The 14,935-nt window shown below is 70.8% G+C and carries 16 protein-coding genes and 1 riboswitch; of the genes, 7 read left to right on the plus strand and 9 right to left on the minus strand.

Going from position 1 to position 14,935, the window contains the following annotated elements; translation table 11 throughout:
• Window positions 1-185 precede the first annotated feature (185 nt).
• Complete coding sequence (locus JHE00_RS13370; RefSeq protein ID WP_200318389.1) at window positions 186-845, plus strand: DUF3159 domain-containing protein; 660 nt, start codon at window positions 186-188, stop codon at window positions 843-845.
• A gap of 42 nt (window positions 846-887) precedes the next feature.
• Here the strand turns inward: JHE00_RS13370 and JHE00_RS13375 are convergent, their stop codons facing one another.
• Both JHE00_RS13375 and JHE00_RS13380 read right to left on the minus strand, forming a co-directional pair.
• Window positions 888-1,817, minus strand: coding sequence for an N-acetylglucosamine kinase (locus tag JHE00_RS13375; RefSeq protein WP_200318390.1), 930 nt, complete (start codon window positions 1,815-1,817; stop codon window positions 888-890).
• Window positions 1,814-2,830: an SIS domain-containing protein gene (locus tag JHE00_RS13380; RefSeq protein WP_200318391.1), complete on the minus strand. Its 1,017-nt coding sequence runs from the start codon at window positions 2,828-2,830 to the stop codon at window positions 1,814-1,816. The genes JHE00_RS13375 and JHE00_RS13380 overlap by 4 nt, the downstream gene beginning before the upstream one ends.
• Before the next feature lie 148 nt (window positions 2,831-2,978).
• Between JHE00_RS13380 and JHE00_RS13385 the strand changes: the two genes are divergently transcribed.
• Both JHE00_RS13385 and JHE00_RS13390 read left to right on the plus strand, forming a co-directional pair.
• Window positions 2,979-3,734: a GntR family transcriptional regulator gene (locus JHE00_RS13385; protein ID WP_200318392.1), complete on the plus strand. Its 756-nt coding sequence runs from the start codon at window positions 2,979-2,981 to the stop codon at window positions 3,732-3,734.
• Between the two features lie 243 nt (window positions 3,735-3,977).
• Entirely contained in the window at window positions 3,978-4,859 is an 882-nt protein-coding gene (locus tag JHE00_RS13390) for a hypothetical protein (protein WP_200318393.1), read from the plus strand.
• Here JHE00_RS13390 and thiE read toward each other — a convergent pair.
• Complete coding sequence (thiE, locus tag JHE00_RS13395; RefSeq protein ID WP_200318394.1) at window positions 4,837-5,517, minus strand: thiamine phosphate synthase; 681 nt, start codon at window positions 5,515-5,517, stop codon at window positions 4,837-4,839. The genes JHE00_RS13390 and thiE overlap by 23 nt on opposite strands.
• 31 nt (window positions 5,518-5,548) lie before the next feature.
• Window positions 5,549-5,654, plus strand: a riboswitch (TPP riboswitch).
• On the opposite strand from thiE, the gene thiO reads away from it, so the two are divergent.
• The 4 genes from thiO (at window position 5,649) to JHE00_RS13415 (ending at window position 8,240) form a co-directional block, all read left to right on the plus strand.
• Window positions 5,649-6,764 carry a glycine oxidase ThiO gene (thiO, locus tag JHE00_RS13400; protein ID WP_200318395.1) on the plus strand — a complete coding sequence of 372 codons (1,116 nt, stop codon included), beginning with the start codon at window positions 5,649-5,651 and terminating at the stop codon, window positions 6,762-6,764. Its footprint overlaps the riboswitch before it by 6 nt.
• The gene (gene thiS, locus JHE00_RS13405; RefSeq protein ID WP_200318396.1) at window positions 6,764-6,964 is read left to right on the plus strand and encodes a sulfur carrier protein ThiS; all 201 of its coding nucleotides are present in this window, start codon (window positions 6,764-6,766) and stop codon (window positions 6,962-6,964) included. Before thiO ends, thiS begins: the two co-directional genes overlap by 1 nt.
• A 2-nt stretch (window positions 6,965-6,966) precedes the next feature.
• Window positions 6,967-7,731, plus strand: coding sequence for a thiazole synthase (locus JHE00_RS13410; protein WP_200318397.1), 765 nt, complete (start codon window positions 6,967-6,969; stop codon window positions 7,729-7,731).
• A gap of 80 nt (window positions 7,732-7,811) precedes the next feature.
• On the plus strand, window positions 7,812-8,240 hold the full coding sequence (locus JHE00_RS13415) for a MarR family winged helix-turn-helix transcriptional regulator (RefSeq protein ID WP_200318398.1): 429 nt from the start codon (window positions 7,812-7,814) through the stop codon (window positions 8,238-8,240).
• Between the two features lie 100 nt (window positions 8,241-8,340).
• Here JHE00_RS13415 and JHE00_RS13420 read toward each other — a convergent pair whose 3' ends face one another.
• The 6 genes from JHE00_RS13420 to thiC form a co-directional block, all read right to left on the minus strand.
• Window positions 8,341-9,153, minus strand: coding sequence for an ion transporter (locus JHE00_RS13420; RefSeq protein ID WP_200318399.1), 813 nt, complete (start codon window positions 9,151-9,153; stop codon window positions 8,341-8,343).
• Window positions 9,154-9,162: 9 nt separating this feature from the next.
• Window positions 9,163-9,996, minus strand: a complete 834-nt coding sequence (gene thiD / locus JHE00_RS13425; RefSeq protein ID WP_200318400.1) for a bifunctional hydroxymethylpyrimidine kinase/phosphomethylpyrimidine kinase — start codon at window positions 9,994-9,996, stop codon at window positions 9,163-9,165.
• Window positions 9,997-10,041: 45 nt separating this feature from the next.
• Complete coding sequence (locus JHE00_RS13430) at window positions 10,042-10,467, minus strand: nuclear transport factor 2 family protein (protein ID WP_200318401.1); 426 nt, start codon at window positions 10,465-10,467, stop codon at window positions 10,042-10,044.
• Window positions 10,468-10,522: 55 nt separating this feature from the next.
• Window positions 10,523-12,214, minus strand: coding sequence for a PstS family phosphate ABC transporter substrate-binding protein (locus JHE00_RS13435; RefSeq protein WP_200318402.1), 1,692 nt, complete (start codon window positions 12,212-12,214; stop codon window positions 10,523-10,525).
• Window positions 12,215-12,312: 98 nt separating this feature from the next.
• The gene (gene thiD, locus JHE00_RS13440) at window positions 12,313-13,137 is read right to left on the minus strand and encodes a bifunctional hydroxymethylpyrimidine kinase/phosphomethylpyrimidine kinase (protein WP_200318403.1); all 825 of its coding nucleotides are present in this window, start codon (window positions 13,135-13,137) and stop codon (window positions 12,313-12,315) included.
• Window positions 13,134-14,780, minus strand: coding sequence for a phosphomethylpyrimidine synthase ThiC (gene thiC / locus JHE00_RS13445; protein ID WP_200318404.1), 1,647 nt, complete (start codon window positions 14,778-14,780; stop codon window positions 13,134-13,136). Before thiC ends, thiD (JHE00_RS13440) begins: the two co-directional genes overlap by 4 nt.
• Window positions 14,781-14,935: the final 155 nt, after the last annotated feature.

Genomic DNA, 14,935 nt, shown 5'->3' on the forward strand with positions numbered 1-14,935 from the left:
TGTCCTCGATCAACAACCGGGCATCCCCCCGCAGTCCCACCCACGGACCCGGCGCGGTGATCGGACTTCACAGTTTCTAGCTTCGCGGCGACTTTCGCAGCGGTATTACAAGTTCCTGCCGGAGCGTGTGTCGAATGTAACCTGCACAGGGTGACCTAACTTCGCGCGTGAGGCAGGCTGGATACGTGACTGACACCCCGGCGACCGAGCCAGCTCCAACCCGAGAGTCGCTCGCCAGTCTGCTGGGCGGGCGCAAGGGTGCCATCGACGCCAGCCTGCCGCCCGTCGCGTTCGTCGTCGGCTGGCTCGCCACCGGTTCCTCGATCGGCTGGGGCGCCGTCACGGCCATCGCGGTGAGCGTCGCGGTCGGGATCTTCCGGCTCGTGCGCGGCGACAAGGCCCGTGCGGTGGTGGTGAGTCTGGCCGCGGTGGTCGCGGCGGCACTGATCGCGCTGCACACCGGCAGAGCCGAGGACTTCTTCCTCATCCAGCTGCTGTCCAATGTGGCCAGCGCGCTTCTGTGGGCGGCGAGCATCGTGGTGCGGTGGCCGCTGCTCGGCGTGGTCGTCGGCTTCGTGCTGGGACAGAAAACCAGGTGGCGGAAGGACCCGGCACTGGTCAAGGCCTACTCGCGGGCCAGCTGGGTGTGGGTCTTCCTGCAGTACACGCTGCGCGTGCTGGTCTACGGCTCGCTGTGGTGGGCGGGAGAGGTCGTGGCGCTCGGCGTGGCTCGCACGGTGCTGTCGTGGCCGCTGGTCGCCGTGACGGTCGCGGCGAGCGGCTGGGTGCTGCACCGGATGCTGCCGGAGGACCACCCGGGACTGAGGCACCCGAGGGAGTCGTGAACGAGGGCCCCCGGCGAGGGGGAGGTCCGGGGGCCCCGCTGCCTACGGTACCCGGTTCGGACGCGGTGCGTCCTCGCCGAAAGCGTCCACCGCGGCCAGCCACGCGGCCCCGAACACGCCGTCGTCGCTGGCGAGTACGTCCAGGTGAGCGAGGCCCTTCCGCACGCTGATCCCCACCGGGCTCTGCTCGCCGAGCACACTGCCGACCAGCACCACCGGCGTCCGTTCTCCCGGTTCCCTCGCGGCGAGCGCGAGCTCGGTCAGCAGCACCGCCGCGCGCTCGACGATCGCCGCGGCGACGGGGTCGCGGCCGGCGGTCTCGCTCACGAGCGGCGCGAAGCGCGCGAGCCGCACGGGGCGCTCGGCGTTGGCCGCTGTGATGAGCCGGTGGTAGGCCTTCGGCTCCCCGGCGTCCACACCTGTCGCGGCCAGCACCGCGTCCACGAGCGGACCGTGCTCACCGCCCCGGGTCAGCACGTCGAGCGTGGCCCGCACGGCCTCCCTGCCGAGCCAGAAGCCGGAGCCCTCGTCGCCGAGCAACCAGCCGTAGCCGCCCGCCACCGACACCATGCGCCGCTTGCGGATCCGGCCCGCGATGGAGCCCGTGCCCGCGATCAGCACCGTGCCGTCCGGCTCCGCCGTGGCCGACGCGAAGGCCGTCTCCGCGTCGGACACCACGCGCGGGGCCACGCCGAACCCGGCCCGCTGCCAGGCCTGCTCGAACACCGTGGCCACGGCCGGGTCGGACAGCTTGCTCGTGCCCGCCATGCCGATCACGATCGCGCTCGGCCCGCCGAGGCCCGCCAGCGCGGCGCCGACGGCGTCGGCGATGGCGCCTGCTGCCTGCTCGGGCGGGTGCGAGTTCGGGTTGGCGCCGCCCGCCCTGCCGGTGCCGAGCACCGCGCCGTCCGCGTCCAGCGCGAGCGCGCGGGTGGCGGTGCCGCCCGCGTCGACGCCCACTACGTGGCTCACCGTGTCTTCGTCACCTTCCGCAGTCCACGGGGGTTGTCCGGGTCGCCGCCCCTGGCCAGGGAGAGCCCGAGGGCGAGCCGCTGCACCGGCAGCACCTCCAGCACGGGCGCCACCTCCTCGGCCGTCTCCGGCACGTCGATGTGCAGCGCGCCGGGCATGTCCGAGGTCGCAGAGCCCACCGTCAGCACGTCGGCACCGCGTTCGGCCACGGCGCCGAGCACGTCGCCCATCGCCGCGCCGCCCGTGCCCTTGCTGGTCACGGCGAGCACGGCGGTCTCCTCGTCCACCGCCGCGACCGGACCGTGCAGCAGGTCGGCTCCACTGTAGGCGCGGGTGGCGAGGTAACTGGTCTCGGCGAGCTTGAGGGACGCCTCCAGCGCCGTGGCGTAGGAGTAGCCGCGCGCCGCGGCGATGACGCGGTCGGCGAAGCGGTAGCGGTCCACCGCGCGCGCGACCGCGCTCTCGGAGCCGTCGAGCGTGCGCCTGGCGAGCTCGCCGATGTCGCGGACGGCCTCGCCCTGGCCGCCTCGCACGGCGTCGACCAGCAGGTACAGCGCCAGCAGGGTCGCCGAGTAGGTCTTGGTGGCCGCCACGGCGTGCTCCTCGCCCGCCCGCACGTCCACGGCGAGTTCGGCGGCGGAGAACAGCTTCGATGACGCGGTGTTGCTGACCGCTACGGTGAGTGCACCCCGTTCGCGAGCGGCCTCGGTGACCTCCAGCAGGTCGGGGGACCCGCCGCTCTGGCTGACCGAGATGAGCAGGACGTCGCGGAGATCGGGTCGCGCGCCGTAGAGAGTTGTGGTGGACGGCGACACGAGTCCGGTAGGCAGACCGAGCAGTACCTCGATGAGGTACTTGGCATACAACGCAGCGTGATCGCTCGACCCCCTGGCCGCGAGCAGTGCGAACCGGGGCGGGGACGCGGCGATCGCGCGGGCGACTTCGGCGATTTCGGACCGCTGTTGGACGAGACCTGCCAAAATGTCTGGTTGTTCGTCGATCTCGGCCGTCATATTGAGACCGGGTTTGCCCTCTATCACGGTGGTCCTCTCGTCGGCCGTTGAGGTCTAGACCAATAGTAGACGGGTCCGCCAAGGACTGCGCAGGGTAGTTTTGCAGGTGAGGTGTGAGGCAGTGAGGCGTTCCAGTAAGGAGTCGGTCATGTTGGAGACGGTTTCCGGGGGTTCATTGGGTTCGGTATCCGGCTCACGTGGCCAGCGCGAGCCGAAGTACTGGGCTCTCAAACAGCATCTGCTCGATCTGCTGGAGGCGCTACCGGCCGGTTCGCCCATTCCCACTGAAAGGGCGCTCGCCGGAGATTTCAGCGTCTCGCGCACGACCGTGCGTCAGGCCCTCGCCGACCTGACAGCGGAGGGCAGGCTGCACCGCGTCCAGGGCAAGGGCACGTTCGCGGCCGAGCCGAAGGTCGCCCAGCGGCTCCAGTTGTCCTCCTACACCGAGGACATGCGGGCTCAGGGGCGCGAGCCCTCCTCGCAGCTGCTGGAGATCGACGAGATCGTCGCGGAGGGTGAGCTGCCGAAGCTGCTCGGTATCCGTACCGGCGCGAAGGTGCTCAAGCTCAAGCGGCTGCGGCTCGCCGACGGGGAGCCGATGGCGGTGGAGACCACACACCTGCCGCTGGCTCGGTTCCGGGGCCTGCGCAAGGAGGTGTCGGAGGGCGGCTCCCTCTACGCAGCGTTGCGCGAGCGTTACGGGCTGGTGCTCGACCGCGCCGAGGAGACGATCGAGACCTCGCTCGCGGGGCCGCAGGAGGCCGAGTTGCTCGGCGCCGATGTCGGAATGCCGGTTTTGCTGCTTTCCCGGCATTCGTTCGCGGGCGACAAGCCGGTCGAGTTCGTGCGCTCCATTTACCGCGGCGACCGGTACAAGTTCGTCACGACGCTGCTCCGGCCCTGATTCCCCCTTGGCTGAATCGCCCCGCGCGCGGGTTGGCTTCGCCCCGCGCGGGGTATGCGTCGGCTTGGCGGTTTCCGGTGCGGCACGGTGATCTTGAAACCTCGCGTCAAGTCCGCGTGAGATTTCTAGGGTCCAATGTAGACCGCCGTGTCCGTGCTCACTCTTGGCAACGTCGGGAGCGATTCCGGCGATGAACACGTTGAGGGTTCTGGAGACGGCGAGTCCGCGCGAGCGATCGGAATCATGGCTGAGGAGAAGAAGAAAGAAGCAGAAGAGGAATCGGAGAAATCCGGCCTCAAACCCGTACAGGTGATCGCGGCCGCCCTGGCCGCGGTCACGGCCGCTTTTCTGGGGTCGTCGCTGGGCGTTTACGGCACGGTGCTCGGCGCCGGCGTGATCAGCGTGGCGACCACGGTCGGTAGTGAGCTGTACCTGCGCTCACTGAACAGCACCAAGGAAGCGACGAAGAAGGCGAAGGCGAAGGCCGCCGCCATCACCGACGCCAGGGGCTGGCAGACCAAGGTGCAGCAGCGCGTCGCGGTGACCGAGCAGCCGACGGTGCCCACCACCCGGATGCCGGTGCCCGACGAGGAACGAACGCGATACCTGCCCAAGCCTGACGAGGAGAAGACGGTCTTCCTGCCCCTGCCGGGCGAGGACGACAAGAGCGGTGCCGGCGAGCAGCGGGCCTGGTGGAAACGCCGCATGCCGTTGTTGCTGGCCACTAGCGTCGTGGCCTTCGTGATCGGGATGTTCGCGGTCACGGGCTTCGAGTTCGCCACCGGCGGCTCGTTGTCCGGCGAGGGACGCAGCACGGTAGGCCAGCTGGTGGGCAACAACTCGGGCCAGACGGAGCAGCGCGAGCAGCCTCCCGGTCAGCCCGCCACCACCGAACAGCAGGAGCCCACCGGGGGCCCCGAGACGACGGACGAGGCCACCCCGACGGAGGAGAGCACCCCGAGCTCCACCGAGTCGGAGGAGTCCTCCTCGTCGACGGAGTCCTCGGAGTCGAGCAGCAGCTCGGAGGAGCCCACGTCGACGGAGGAGGTGCCGCTGCCCGGCGCCGGTGACTCCGGCGGCCGGACCGGCGGTGGCGCCGAGGTCACGCCGAACGCGGTGCCGTGAGGGCCTGCCGCAGCTCCGCGGCCGCGGCCCTGGGGTCCTCGGCCTCGGTGATCGCCCTGACCACCACGGCCCGGTCGGCCCCGGCGGCGAGCACCTCGGGCACCCTGGCGAGGTCGATGCCGCCGATGGCGAACCACGGGCGGTCGGTGCCGCTCCGGCTCACTGCCCGCACCAGGTCGAGCCCCGGCGCCTCGCGGCCGGGCTTGGTCGGGGTCGGCCAGCACGGGCCCGTGCAGAAGTAGTCGACGCCGGGCTCGGCGGCGGCCGCCAGTGCCTGCTCCGGCGAATGCGTCGACCTGCCGAGCACGGGCTCGTCGCCGAGTACGCGCCTAGCCACGGCCACCGGGAGGTCGTCCTGGCCGAGGTGCAGCACGTCGGCGCCGGCCGCGAGCGCGACGTCGGCCCGGTCGTTGACCGACAGCAGCGCGTCGTGCTCGGCGCAGGCCTGCGCCAGTACCTCCAGCGCGGCCAGCTCCTGGCTCGCCTCGAGCGGAGCGCCGCCCGTCTTGTCCCTGAGCTGGATGATGTCGACGCCGCCCGCGAGTGCCGCGCGAGCGAACTCGGCGAGGTCGCCGCGCGCGAGCCGCGCGTCGGTGCACAGGTACAGGCGGGCTCGCGAGAGTCGGTCGCGGATCTGATCACCGTTGAGGCCGGGCATGGCGTCACCGTAGTACGGGCGGTAGCCTGGTGGGCGTCCGCACGGGAGCCCGAGGAACGGGCTGAGAGGGAGCTGCCGCTCCGACCGTGGAACCTGATCCGGATCATGCCGGCGCAGGGAGCGTGATTCTCATGACCAGCAGCATCAGCCTCGGGATCGTCGGTGCCGGCGTGATCGGCCTCGCGGTCGCGTGGCGGGCCGCTGCCTCCGGGCACCGCGTCACGGTGTTCGACCCTTCCCCCGCGCGAGGCGCGTCCTGGGTCGCGGGCGGCATGCTCGCGCCCGTCACCGAGGCGTGGCCAGGCGAGGAAGCGGTGCTCGAGCTCGGCGAGGAGTCCCTGCGCCGCTGGCCCGCGTTCGCCGCCGACCTGCGGGCCGAAGGTGTCGATCCCGGCCTGTCCGACGCGGGCACCGTGGTCGCCGCGTTCGACCGGGCCGACGCGGAGCAGCTGGAGGTGCTTGGCCGCTACCTGCGCGAGCTCGGCCGCGAGGCGAGCTACGTGACCGGGCGCGAGCTGCGCCGCGCCGAGGCGGGACTCTCCGGCGCCGTCAGGGGCGGGCTGCTGGTGCCCGGCGACCTCGCCGTGGACAACCGCAGGCTGCTCGACGCGTTGCTCGCGGCCGCGACCGCGCGCGGCGTCGAGACCGTGACCGAACGGGCGGTGGAGCTCACCGCGGGTTCGGTGCGCACGGACTCCGGCGAACACGCCTTCGACGCGGTGGTGCTCACCGCGGGGGCGTGGAGCGGTGAGCTGGCCCCCGAGCTGGCAGGGCACGTCAGGCCGCTCAAGGGCGAGATCCTGCGCCTGCGCGCTCGCCGGACGACCCTGCCGCCTCCCCGGCGCACCGTGCGCGCCGTCGTGGAGGGCAGGCCGGTCTACCTCGTGCCGCGCGACACCGGCGAGCTGGTGCTCGGCGCGACGCAGTACGAGTCGGGCTTCGACGACGTGGCCACGGCGCGTGGCGTGCGCGAGCTCCTGGAGGGCGCGGAGCGGATCTTTCCCGCCGTCGCCGAGTACGAGCTCACCGAGGTGACCGCCGGGCTGCGCGCCGCGAGTGCCGACAACCTGCCCTACCTGGGTGAGCTGGCAGGCGGGGTGCTCGCCGCGACCGGCCACCACCGCAACGGGCTGCTGCTCGCGCCCGTCACCGCCGACGCGGTGCTCGCGCACCTTTCCGGCACCCCACTGCCCCCGGGCGCCGCGGCGGCGCACCCGAACCGGATCCGCAGTGAGGAACGAGTCTGATGCACATCCACATCAACGGTGCCGAACGGGAGTTCCCCGACGGCAGCACGGTGGCCGACCTGCTGACCGCGCTGGACACCCCTCGCCAGGGCGTCGCGGTGGCGCTCGACGGCGAGGTCGTGCGCAGGGCGGACTGGCCGGTCGCCGTCGTGTCAGACGGCGCGCGGCTGGAGATCCTCACGGCCGTGCAGGGAGGGTGACGATGCTCGACGAAGGCGATCACCTGGTGATCGGCGACCACAAGCTCACGTCCCGGTTGATCATCGGGACCGGCGGGGCGGGCAACCTGAGCGTGCTGGAACGCTCGCTCGTCGCGTCCGGGACCGAGCTGACCACCGTGGCGATGCGCCGCGCCGACGCCGAGGGCGGTTCGGGCGTGCTGGAGCTGCTGCGCAGGCTGGGCATCACGCTGCTGCCCAACACCGCCGGCTGCCGCAGCGCCGCCGAGGCGGTGCTCACGGCGCGGCTGGCAAGGGAGGCGCTCGAGACCGATCTGATCAAGCTCGAGGTGCACGCCGACGACCGCACCTTGCTGCCTGATCCGTTCGAGACCCTCGACGCCGCCGAAGCACTCGTGGCGGACGGGTTCACCGTCCTGGCCTACACCAACGACGACCCGGTGCTCGCGCTGCGGCTGGAGGAGGCCGGGTGCGCCGCCGTGATGCCGTTGGGCGCGCCGATCGGCACGGGGCTGGGAATCCGCAACCCGCACAACATCGAGTTGATCGTGTCGCGCGCGGGCGTGCCGATCATCCTCGACGCCGGGATCGGCACGGCCTCCGACGCCACACTGGCGATGGAGCTCGGCTGCGACGCGGTGCTGCTCTCCACCGCCGTTACGCGGGCGCAGGATCCCGAGGGCATGGCGTCCGCGATGCGCGCGGCGGTCACGGCGGGCAGGCTCGCGCGGGCCTCCGGTCGCATCCCGCAGCGGTTCTGGGCGCAGGCGTCCAGTCCGCCACGCTGACGGGCTCACGCGCGGCGGCACCGGGCGCACCGTATGGTGAACGGCAATTTCCGCCGCGCGCGTACCCGAAGGAGCGTCAGGTGACCACGTCGACGGAAGACGTCCCCGGCAGGTTGTTCCTTGCCATCGGCAGGCTGTCGCGCTCGCTGCGGCAGGCGGGTTCGCCCGGGCCCGGCCACGGGGCGATCTCCGCGCTGGCCACGCTCAGCGCGTACGGCCAGATGCGGCTGGGGGACCTCGCGGCGAAGGAGGGCGTGGCAGCCGCGACGATGTCGCGGATCGTCGCGGCGCTGGTCGAGTCCGGTTACGTGCGCAGGGAGTCCGATCCGGTCGACCGCCGCGCGTGGCTCGCGACGGTGACCGAGGACGGGGAGCGGGCGCTCTCGGGCGTGCGCTCCACGCGCATCCACGAGCTGAGCGCGCGCATCGACCGGCTCGCCCCGCCGCACCGCGAGGCACTGGCCGCGGCCCTCCCAGCCCTGGAAGCCTTGCTGACGGAGGAGGACTGACCCACCCGCGCCAGCGCCACTACCCCCGCCACTGCGGTGAAGGGCACCTTTACTGCATCCAACGCGGTAAAGGTGCCCTTCACCGCAGTCAGGCGGGCTGCTAGCTCGGGTCCGGTTGGTGGTTCCGGAGTTCCGCCACCTCCGTGCGCAGCGCCCGCAGCTCCGCGAGGATCTCCGCGCTCACCGCCGCCTGTTCCGCCGCGTTGCGTTCCTCCTCCTCGCGGATCTCGTCGCGCAGCTGGTCCTCCATCGCGCTCACCACGACGGCGATGAACAGGTTCAGCACCGCGAAGCTCGACACGAGGATGTAGATCACGAAGAAGATCCACGCCATCGGCGCCTGTTCCATCACGCGCTCGGCGATGTCCGGCCACGCCTCGCCGGTCATCACCTGGAACAGCGTGAACAGCGACGTGCCGAGGTCGCTGAAGTCCTCGGGCGCGATCGCTCCGAAGAGCTTGGTGGCCATCACGCCCGCGACGAAGATGATCAGCCCCAGCAGCGCCACGATCGACGCCATGCCGGGCACCGCGGCCAGCAGCCCCGCCACGACCTTGCGCATCGACGGCACGAGCGAGACCAGCCGCAGCACGCGCAGGATGCGCAGCGCCCGCAGCACGGCCAACGGCCCGGTCGCGGGCACCAGCGCGATGCCGACCACCACGACGTCGAAGATGTTCCACGCGTCGCGGAAGAAGTCCTTGCCATAGGCGTAGAACTTCGCCAGCAGCTCCACCACGAAGATCGCGAGCGCGAGGTAGTCGATCGTGTGCAGCAGGGTCCCGTGGCTCGCCACGATCGTCGGTGACGTCTCCAGCGCGAGCGTGCCCGCGTTGACGATGATCACGGCGATGATGAAGTTCTGAAACCGCCTGTCGTCGACGACCCGTCGGATGCGTTCTCGCGTTGTCACGCGGGAATCCTAGGGTGAGGGCTCCGGGGCGAGTCTCCAGAACGCCGAAACCGGCCCGACCTTGGCGCCCATCGGATACGAGTGCTCGACGGCGTTGCTGACGAACCACTTGCCGAACTTCGCGGCCTCGGCCATCTCCATGCCGCGCGCGAGTCCCGCGGTGAGCGCGGAGGCCATCGCGTCGCCCGCGCCGTGGGTGTGCGGGGTCGCGAAGCGCGGTCCCGGCAGCTCGGTGAACGTCGTGCCGTCGTAGAGCACGTCGACGCACTCCGGGTCCTCCACCAGGTGCCCGCTCTTGACCAGCACGTGGCGAGGGCCGAGGTCGCGCAGCGCGACGGCGGCCTCGCGCATCCGGTCGCGGTCGGTCACGTCGATGCCGGTGAGCAGCCGCACCTCGTCGAGGTTCGGGGTGACGACGGTCGCGCGGGGCAGCAGTTCCTCGCGCAATGCGGAGAGCCCGGCCTCGTCGAAGAGCGGGTGGCCGTGCATCGAGGCGGCGACGGGGTCGACCACGAACGGCACCTCCGCATCGCGCCCGATGCCGGCCTTGTCGCACGCGCGGGCGACGGCGTGGATGATCTCGGCCGACGCGAGCATCCCGGTCTTGGCCGCCTGCAGGCCCATGTCGTCGGCGACCGCCTCGATCTGCGCCGCGACGATGTTCGCGGGGATGTCGGTGCGGTCGTGCACGCCGAGGGTGTTCTGCACGGTGACGGCGGTGACGGCGACCAGGCCGTGGACCCCGCAGGTCACGAAGGTCCTCAGGTCGGCCTGGAGTCCCGCGGCGCCCCCGGAGTCGGATCCGGCGATGGTCAGCGCTGCGGGCGGTCGGGCTTGGCTCATGACCTCCAGTGTCGCGCGCGGTCGTCGTCGAAGGTCACCGGGTGCCTAGGTGGCGAAGGCCTGCGCGACGGCGAGGCTGTCCTCGTAGATGTGGTTGCGGACGATCAGGCCGCCCTCCACCGTGAGGTGCAGCGCGAACCTGGCCGTGTATGCGCGTCCGGTGTCCCGCGACGTCTGCCGGATCTCGCCGAGCACCACCGCGTCGGCGCCGTCCACGAGTATCCGTTCGATCCTGGTGTCCGCCTGCTCGGGCACGTGGTGCTCGGCCAGCGCACGGTAGTGGGCGGCGGTGTCGGAGCGGCTCGCGCGCTGGCGGATCCACGGGGTGTCGACCCGGCCGTGCTCGGCCTCGGGCCAGTTCAGCTTCCAGTCGCAGTCCTCGCCGTACAGCTCGGCGATGCGCTCGGGGTCGCCCGCTCCGATGCGGGTCAGCAGGTCGGTCACCACGGCGCGGGTCTTTGTCGTCGGCATGCTGACGATCGTCGTCGGCGCGGCGCACGAGCGCGATTACCTCGCACGTCATGCGTCAGCGGCACAGTTCGTGCAGGCCGCCGTCCTTGCCGACACACGGCGTGTAGCCGGCGTCGCGCAGCTCGGCCCTCGCCGCGGGGCTGCGCAGGTATTCCAGGAACGACCGGAGCACGGAGTCCTCGGCGGGCACGCCTCTGGTGTAGACGTACTCGATCGTCCAGAAGGGATAGCCCTGGCTGATCGCGCTCGGGTCCGGGTAGTGCTCGCCGAGCTCGACGAGCGTGATCGGATCCCCGTCGGCCGTGGCGTCGTTGGCCGAGGGCAGGTCCACGTAGCCGATCGCGCCCGCGGTGGTGGCGACCTCCTCCACCACCTCGGCCTCGGTGCCGCGTTCGCAGCGGATCGTCGGCGACGACGTGCCGCGGTCGGCGCGCTCGCACGAGTCCGACGTCAACGCGCCCTCCGGCGCGCCGAGCACCGTGCGCTCGAACGTCTGCCGGGAACCCGACTCCTGTCCGCGCCCGACGATGCGGATCGGCAGCGACGGCCCCGGCCGCACCTCGCTCCAGTCCCGGTACCGGCCCGAGTGGATCCCCGCGAGCTGCTCGGCCGTGAGCCGCTCGACGCCGACGGAGTCGTTGACCACCACCGAGTAGACGATCACGGCCAGCGGGTTCGGCACCAGCTCGTCGGTGGCCTCCCCGGTCTCGCCGTCGGACAGGGCGGCGAGCTCACCGCTGTCGTCGCCCGCCAGCATGCGCACGCCGTCGAGGCTGCCGGTGGGCACCGTGCTCACCTCGGCTCCGCCGCACGAGCGCGTGTACTCCTCGGCGATGTTCTCGGCGATCGGGGCGAACGCGCTCGAGCCGACGATCCGCAGCGGGCCGTCGGCGCACGCGACGCCGCCCTCGGCCTCGGTCCGTGTTCCGTCGGCGATCAGCGTGACGATCAGAGCGCCGGTGAGCAGGACGCCGAGCGTCGCCGTGACCCGCGGCCACCACGCCTTGCGCTGCTCTCGTTCGTTGAGGACCCGCCCACCCGACGGTTGTCCCGAGCACTCGATGGTCTTGGTGAGCTCTCCCGCGGGCTCGCCCTCCGGCTCGCGCAGCACCACGACGAGCTTGAACTTCTCCTTGCGCAGCAACGTCAGGTCCAGCAGCCGCACCCCGTCCCACTGCGGCGGGGGCGGAGGCGGCTCCTCCTGTTGGTTGCTCGCCCGGCCCAGCCTGATCAGCAGTTTCTGGCCGAGCGTCCGGCGCACCGTGCTGAGCGAGTTGTGCGCGCTCTCGTCACCGTTGGACCGCGTGGTGGCGAAGAAGTCGAGCCCCTCGGTGAGCCGCTTGCGGTGCGGCTCGTGCGACGGCTCGGAGATCCGCGCGTTCCAGATGGTCCTGCCGCCGAAAGTGAACTCCAGCGGCGAGTCGGCAAAGTCCTCCTTGGCGATGTCGTCGATGCCGGAGTTGCGCACCCGGATCACGACGATGCTCATGCGGTCGAGCAGCTGCGCGAGGGGCTCGAGTTCGGTGTCGGCGTGCTTGACCGAGTCGTCGTGGTCGTTCAGGTCGACCGGGCTCAGGCCGAGCTTGGAGTTGTACTGGACGCGGTAGTACACCCGCTTGCGCCGGATGAGGTAGCGATCGGCGAACGGTGCGGCCATCGCGAGCAGCGCCGCGATCCCGAGCACGATGCTGCCCTGGTTGGAGAGGAGCACCTCGGCCAGCGACTCCAACCGTTGTCCGAGACCCATTGCCGGCGACCATCCCTCGTCTCGCGTGGAGGAATGAGCCTAGAAGCCGATCACCACCCTGCCGCGGGAAAATCCCAGAGGTTCACCGGTCGTTCACCTCACTGGTCGGGCTGCAGCCGCCAGAACGGTGACACCGGGCCGATTCCCTTGCCGAGGGGATAGGCCTCCGCGACGGCCCGCTCGATGAACCGCTTGCCCTGCGACACCGCGTCGGGCACGCCGAGCCCCTTCGCCAGCGACGCCGTGATGGCCGAGGCGAGCGTGTCGCCCCCGCCGTGGGTGTGCTCGACGTCGTGGCGCGGGCCCGTCAGCTCGACGACCTGTGCCCCGTCGGAGAGCAGGTCGACGCACTCGGGGTTGTCGTACATGTGCCCGCCCTTGACCAGCACCCATCGCGGCCCCAGCTCCAGCAGAGCGGTGGCCGCGTCGCGCTGGCTCTCGACGTCGGTCACCTCGACGCCGGTGAGCAGCCGCACCTCGTCGAGGTTCGGCGTCACCAGCGTCGCCCTGGGGAACAGCTCGGTGCGGATGGCCTCGAGCGCCTCCTCCCGCAGCAGAGGGTCACCGTGCATCGACGCTGCGACGGGGTCCACCACGAACGGGACGTCGGCGTCGCGTCCGATGTGGACTTCGTCGAGTGTCCGGGCGACGGCGGTGATGATCTCGGCCGTGGCCAGCATGCCGGTCTTCGCGGCGTCCACGCCCATGTCCTCGGCGACCGCCCTGATCTGGTCGGTGACGAGGTGCACGGGGATCTCGCCGAAGTCCCGCACGCCCAGCGAGTTCTGCACGGTCACCGCCGTCAGCGCGGTCATCCCGTGCACTCCGCACGCGAAGAACGTGCGCAGGTCGGCCTGAACGCCCGCACCACCGCCGGAGTCCGATCCGGCGATGGTGAGAGCGGTCTTCGGCGTCGCGGTCACGGCTGGTCGACCACCGGGAGGTAGACCTTGTTGCCCTGTTCGCCGAACTCCTCGGACTTCTCCTTCATCCCGGCCTCGATGGCCTCCACGGAGGACAGCCCGTGTTCCTCGGCGTACTTCCGCACGTCCTGGGTGATGCGCATCGAGCAGAACTTCGGCCCGCACATCGAGCAGAAGTGCGCCGTCTTCGCGGGCTCCGCTGGCAGCGTCTCGTCGTGGAACGAGCGCGCGGTGTCCGGGTCGAGCGAGAGGTTGAACTGGTCGTGCCAGCGGAACTCGAAGCGAGCCTTGGAGAGCTCATCGTCCCATTCCTGCGCGTAGCGGTGTCCCTTGGCCAGGTCAGCGGCGTGCGCGGCGATCTTGTACGTGATCACGCCGGTCTTCACGTCGTCGCGGTTGGGCAGGCCCAGGTGCTCCTTCGGCGTGACGTAGCAGAGCATCGCCGTGCCGTACCAGCCGATCTGGGCCGCACCGATCGCCGACGTGATGTGGTCGTAGGCGGGTGCGATGTCCGTCGCGAGTGGACCGAGGGTGTAGAACGGCGCCTCGCCGCAGAGCTTCTCCTCCAGCTCCACGTTCTCCTTGATCTTGTGCATGGGCACGTGGCCAGGCCCCTCGATCATCACCTGCACGTCGTGCTCGCGGGCGATGTGGGTGAGCTCGCCGAGCGTCTCCAGCTCCGCGAACTGCGCCCGGTCGTTGGCGTCGGCGATCGAACCGGGCCGCAGGCCGTCGCCGAGCGAGAACGTGACGTCGTAGGCGCGCAGGATCTCGCACAGCTCGGAGAAATGCGTGTAGAGGAACGACTCGCGATGGTGCGCCAGGCACCAGGCGGCCATGATCGAGCCGCCGCGGGACACGATTCCGGTGACCCGGTTGGCCGTGAGCGGCACGTAGCGCAGCAGCACGCCCGCGTGCACGGTCATGTAGTCGACGCCCTGCTCGCACTGCTCGATCACCGTGTCGCGGTAGATCTCCCACGTGAGCCTTTCCGGCTCGCCGTCGACCTTCTCCAGTGCCTGGTAGATCGGCACCGTGCCGACCGGGACGGGGGAGTTGCGCAGGATCCACTCGCGCGTCTCATGGATTCGCCTTCCGGTGGAGAGGTCCATGATCGTGTCGGCGCCCCAGCGGGTGGCCCACACCATCTTGTCCACTTCTTCCTCGACCGACGACCACACGGCGGAGTTGCCCATGTTGGCGTTGACCTTGACGAGGAAGTTCTTGCCGATGATCATCGGCTCGGACTCGGGATGCCTGCGGTTGACCGGGATGACCGCCCGGCCACTGGCCACTTCGGAGCGGACGAACTCGGGCTCCACCCGCTCACGCGCCGCGACGAACTCCATCTCGCGGGTGATCGCACCCGCCTTCGCCCAGCCGAGCTGGGTCTGGTGTTCGCGGCCGTCGATCCAGCCCGAGCGCGCCGGGTGAAGTCCATTGTGGACGTCAATCACGGCGTCGGGGTCGGTGTATGGGCCGGACGTGTCGTAGACGTCGAAGTGCTCGCCGGTGGAGAGATCGATGCGGCGCACCGGCACCCGCAGCCCGGACTCCGTGTGCACGAAAGCCTTGTGGGAACCGGTGATGGGACCCGTGGTGACCGTCGGCTGGACGTCTGCGTTGTTTTCCAGGGTCGTCAAGAGAAGCTCACTCCCTACGCTGGCATTACCCAGTCAGGTTCCTGCGGTCGGCGACGCCGGGTCCACGAACGGACACCAGTCGCCCTCTCAGCCCGCCAAGGCGCGAGCTCCCGCGATGTTCGGTTGTCCCGTCGACCATGCCACGCGGCGAGGCA

Origin of the sequence: Prauserella cavernicola (assembly GCF_016595675.1) — a bacterium.
In the GTDB taxonomy this organism is placed as follows: Bacteria; Actinomycetota; Actinomycetes; order Mycobacteriales; family Pseudonocardiaceae; genus Prauserella_A; species Prauserella_A cavernicola.

What these genes read in the sequence shown, in the direction of transcription:
- JHE00_RS13380 (WP_200318391.1), bottom strand. Translation starts at nt 2,830, where the DNA reads ATGACGGCCGAGATCGACGAACAACCAGACATTTTGGCAGGTCTCGTC.
- JHE00_RS13385 (WP_200318392.1), top strand. Translation starts at nt 2,979, where the DNA reads ATGTTGGAGACGGTTTCCGGGGGTTCATTGGGTTCGGTATCCGGCTCA.
- JHE00_RS13390 (WP_200318393.1), top strand. Translation starts at nt 3,978, where the DNA reads ATGGCTGAGGAGAAGAAGAAAGAAGCAGAAGAGGAATCGGAGAAATCC.
- thiE (WP_200318394.1), bottom strand. Translation starts at nt 5,517, where the DNA reads ATGCCCGGCCTCAACGGTGATCAGATCCGCGACCGACTCTCGCGAGCC.
- thiO (WP_200318395.1), top strand. Translation starts at nt 5,649, where the DNA reads ATGACCAGCAGCATCAGCCTCGGGATCGTCGGTGCCGGCGTGATCGGC.
- thiS (WP_200318396.1), top strand. Translation starts at nt 6,764, where the DNA reads ATGCACATCCACATCAACGGTGCCGAACGGGAGTTCCCCGACGGCAGC.
- JHE00_RS13410 (WP_200318397.1), top strand. Translation starts at nt 6,967, where the DNA reads ATGCTCGACGAAGGCGATCACCTGGTGATCGGCGACCACAAGCTCACG.
- thiD (WP_200318400.1), bottom strand. Translation starts at nt 9,996, where the DNA reads ATGAGCCAAGCCCGACCGCCCGCAGCGCTGACCATCGCCGGATCCGAC.
- JHE00_RS13430 (WP_200318401.1), bottom strand. Translation starts at nt 10,467, where the DNA reads ATGCCGACGACAAAGACCCGCGCCGTGGTGACCGACCTGCTGACCCGC.
- JHE00_RS13435 (WP_200318402.1), bottom strand. Translation starts at nt 12,214, where the DNA reads ATGGGTCTCGGACAACGGTTGGAGTCGCTGGCCGAGGTGCTCCTCTCC.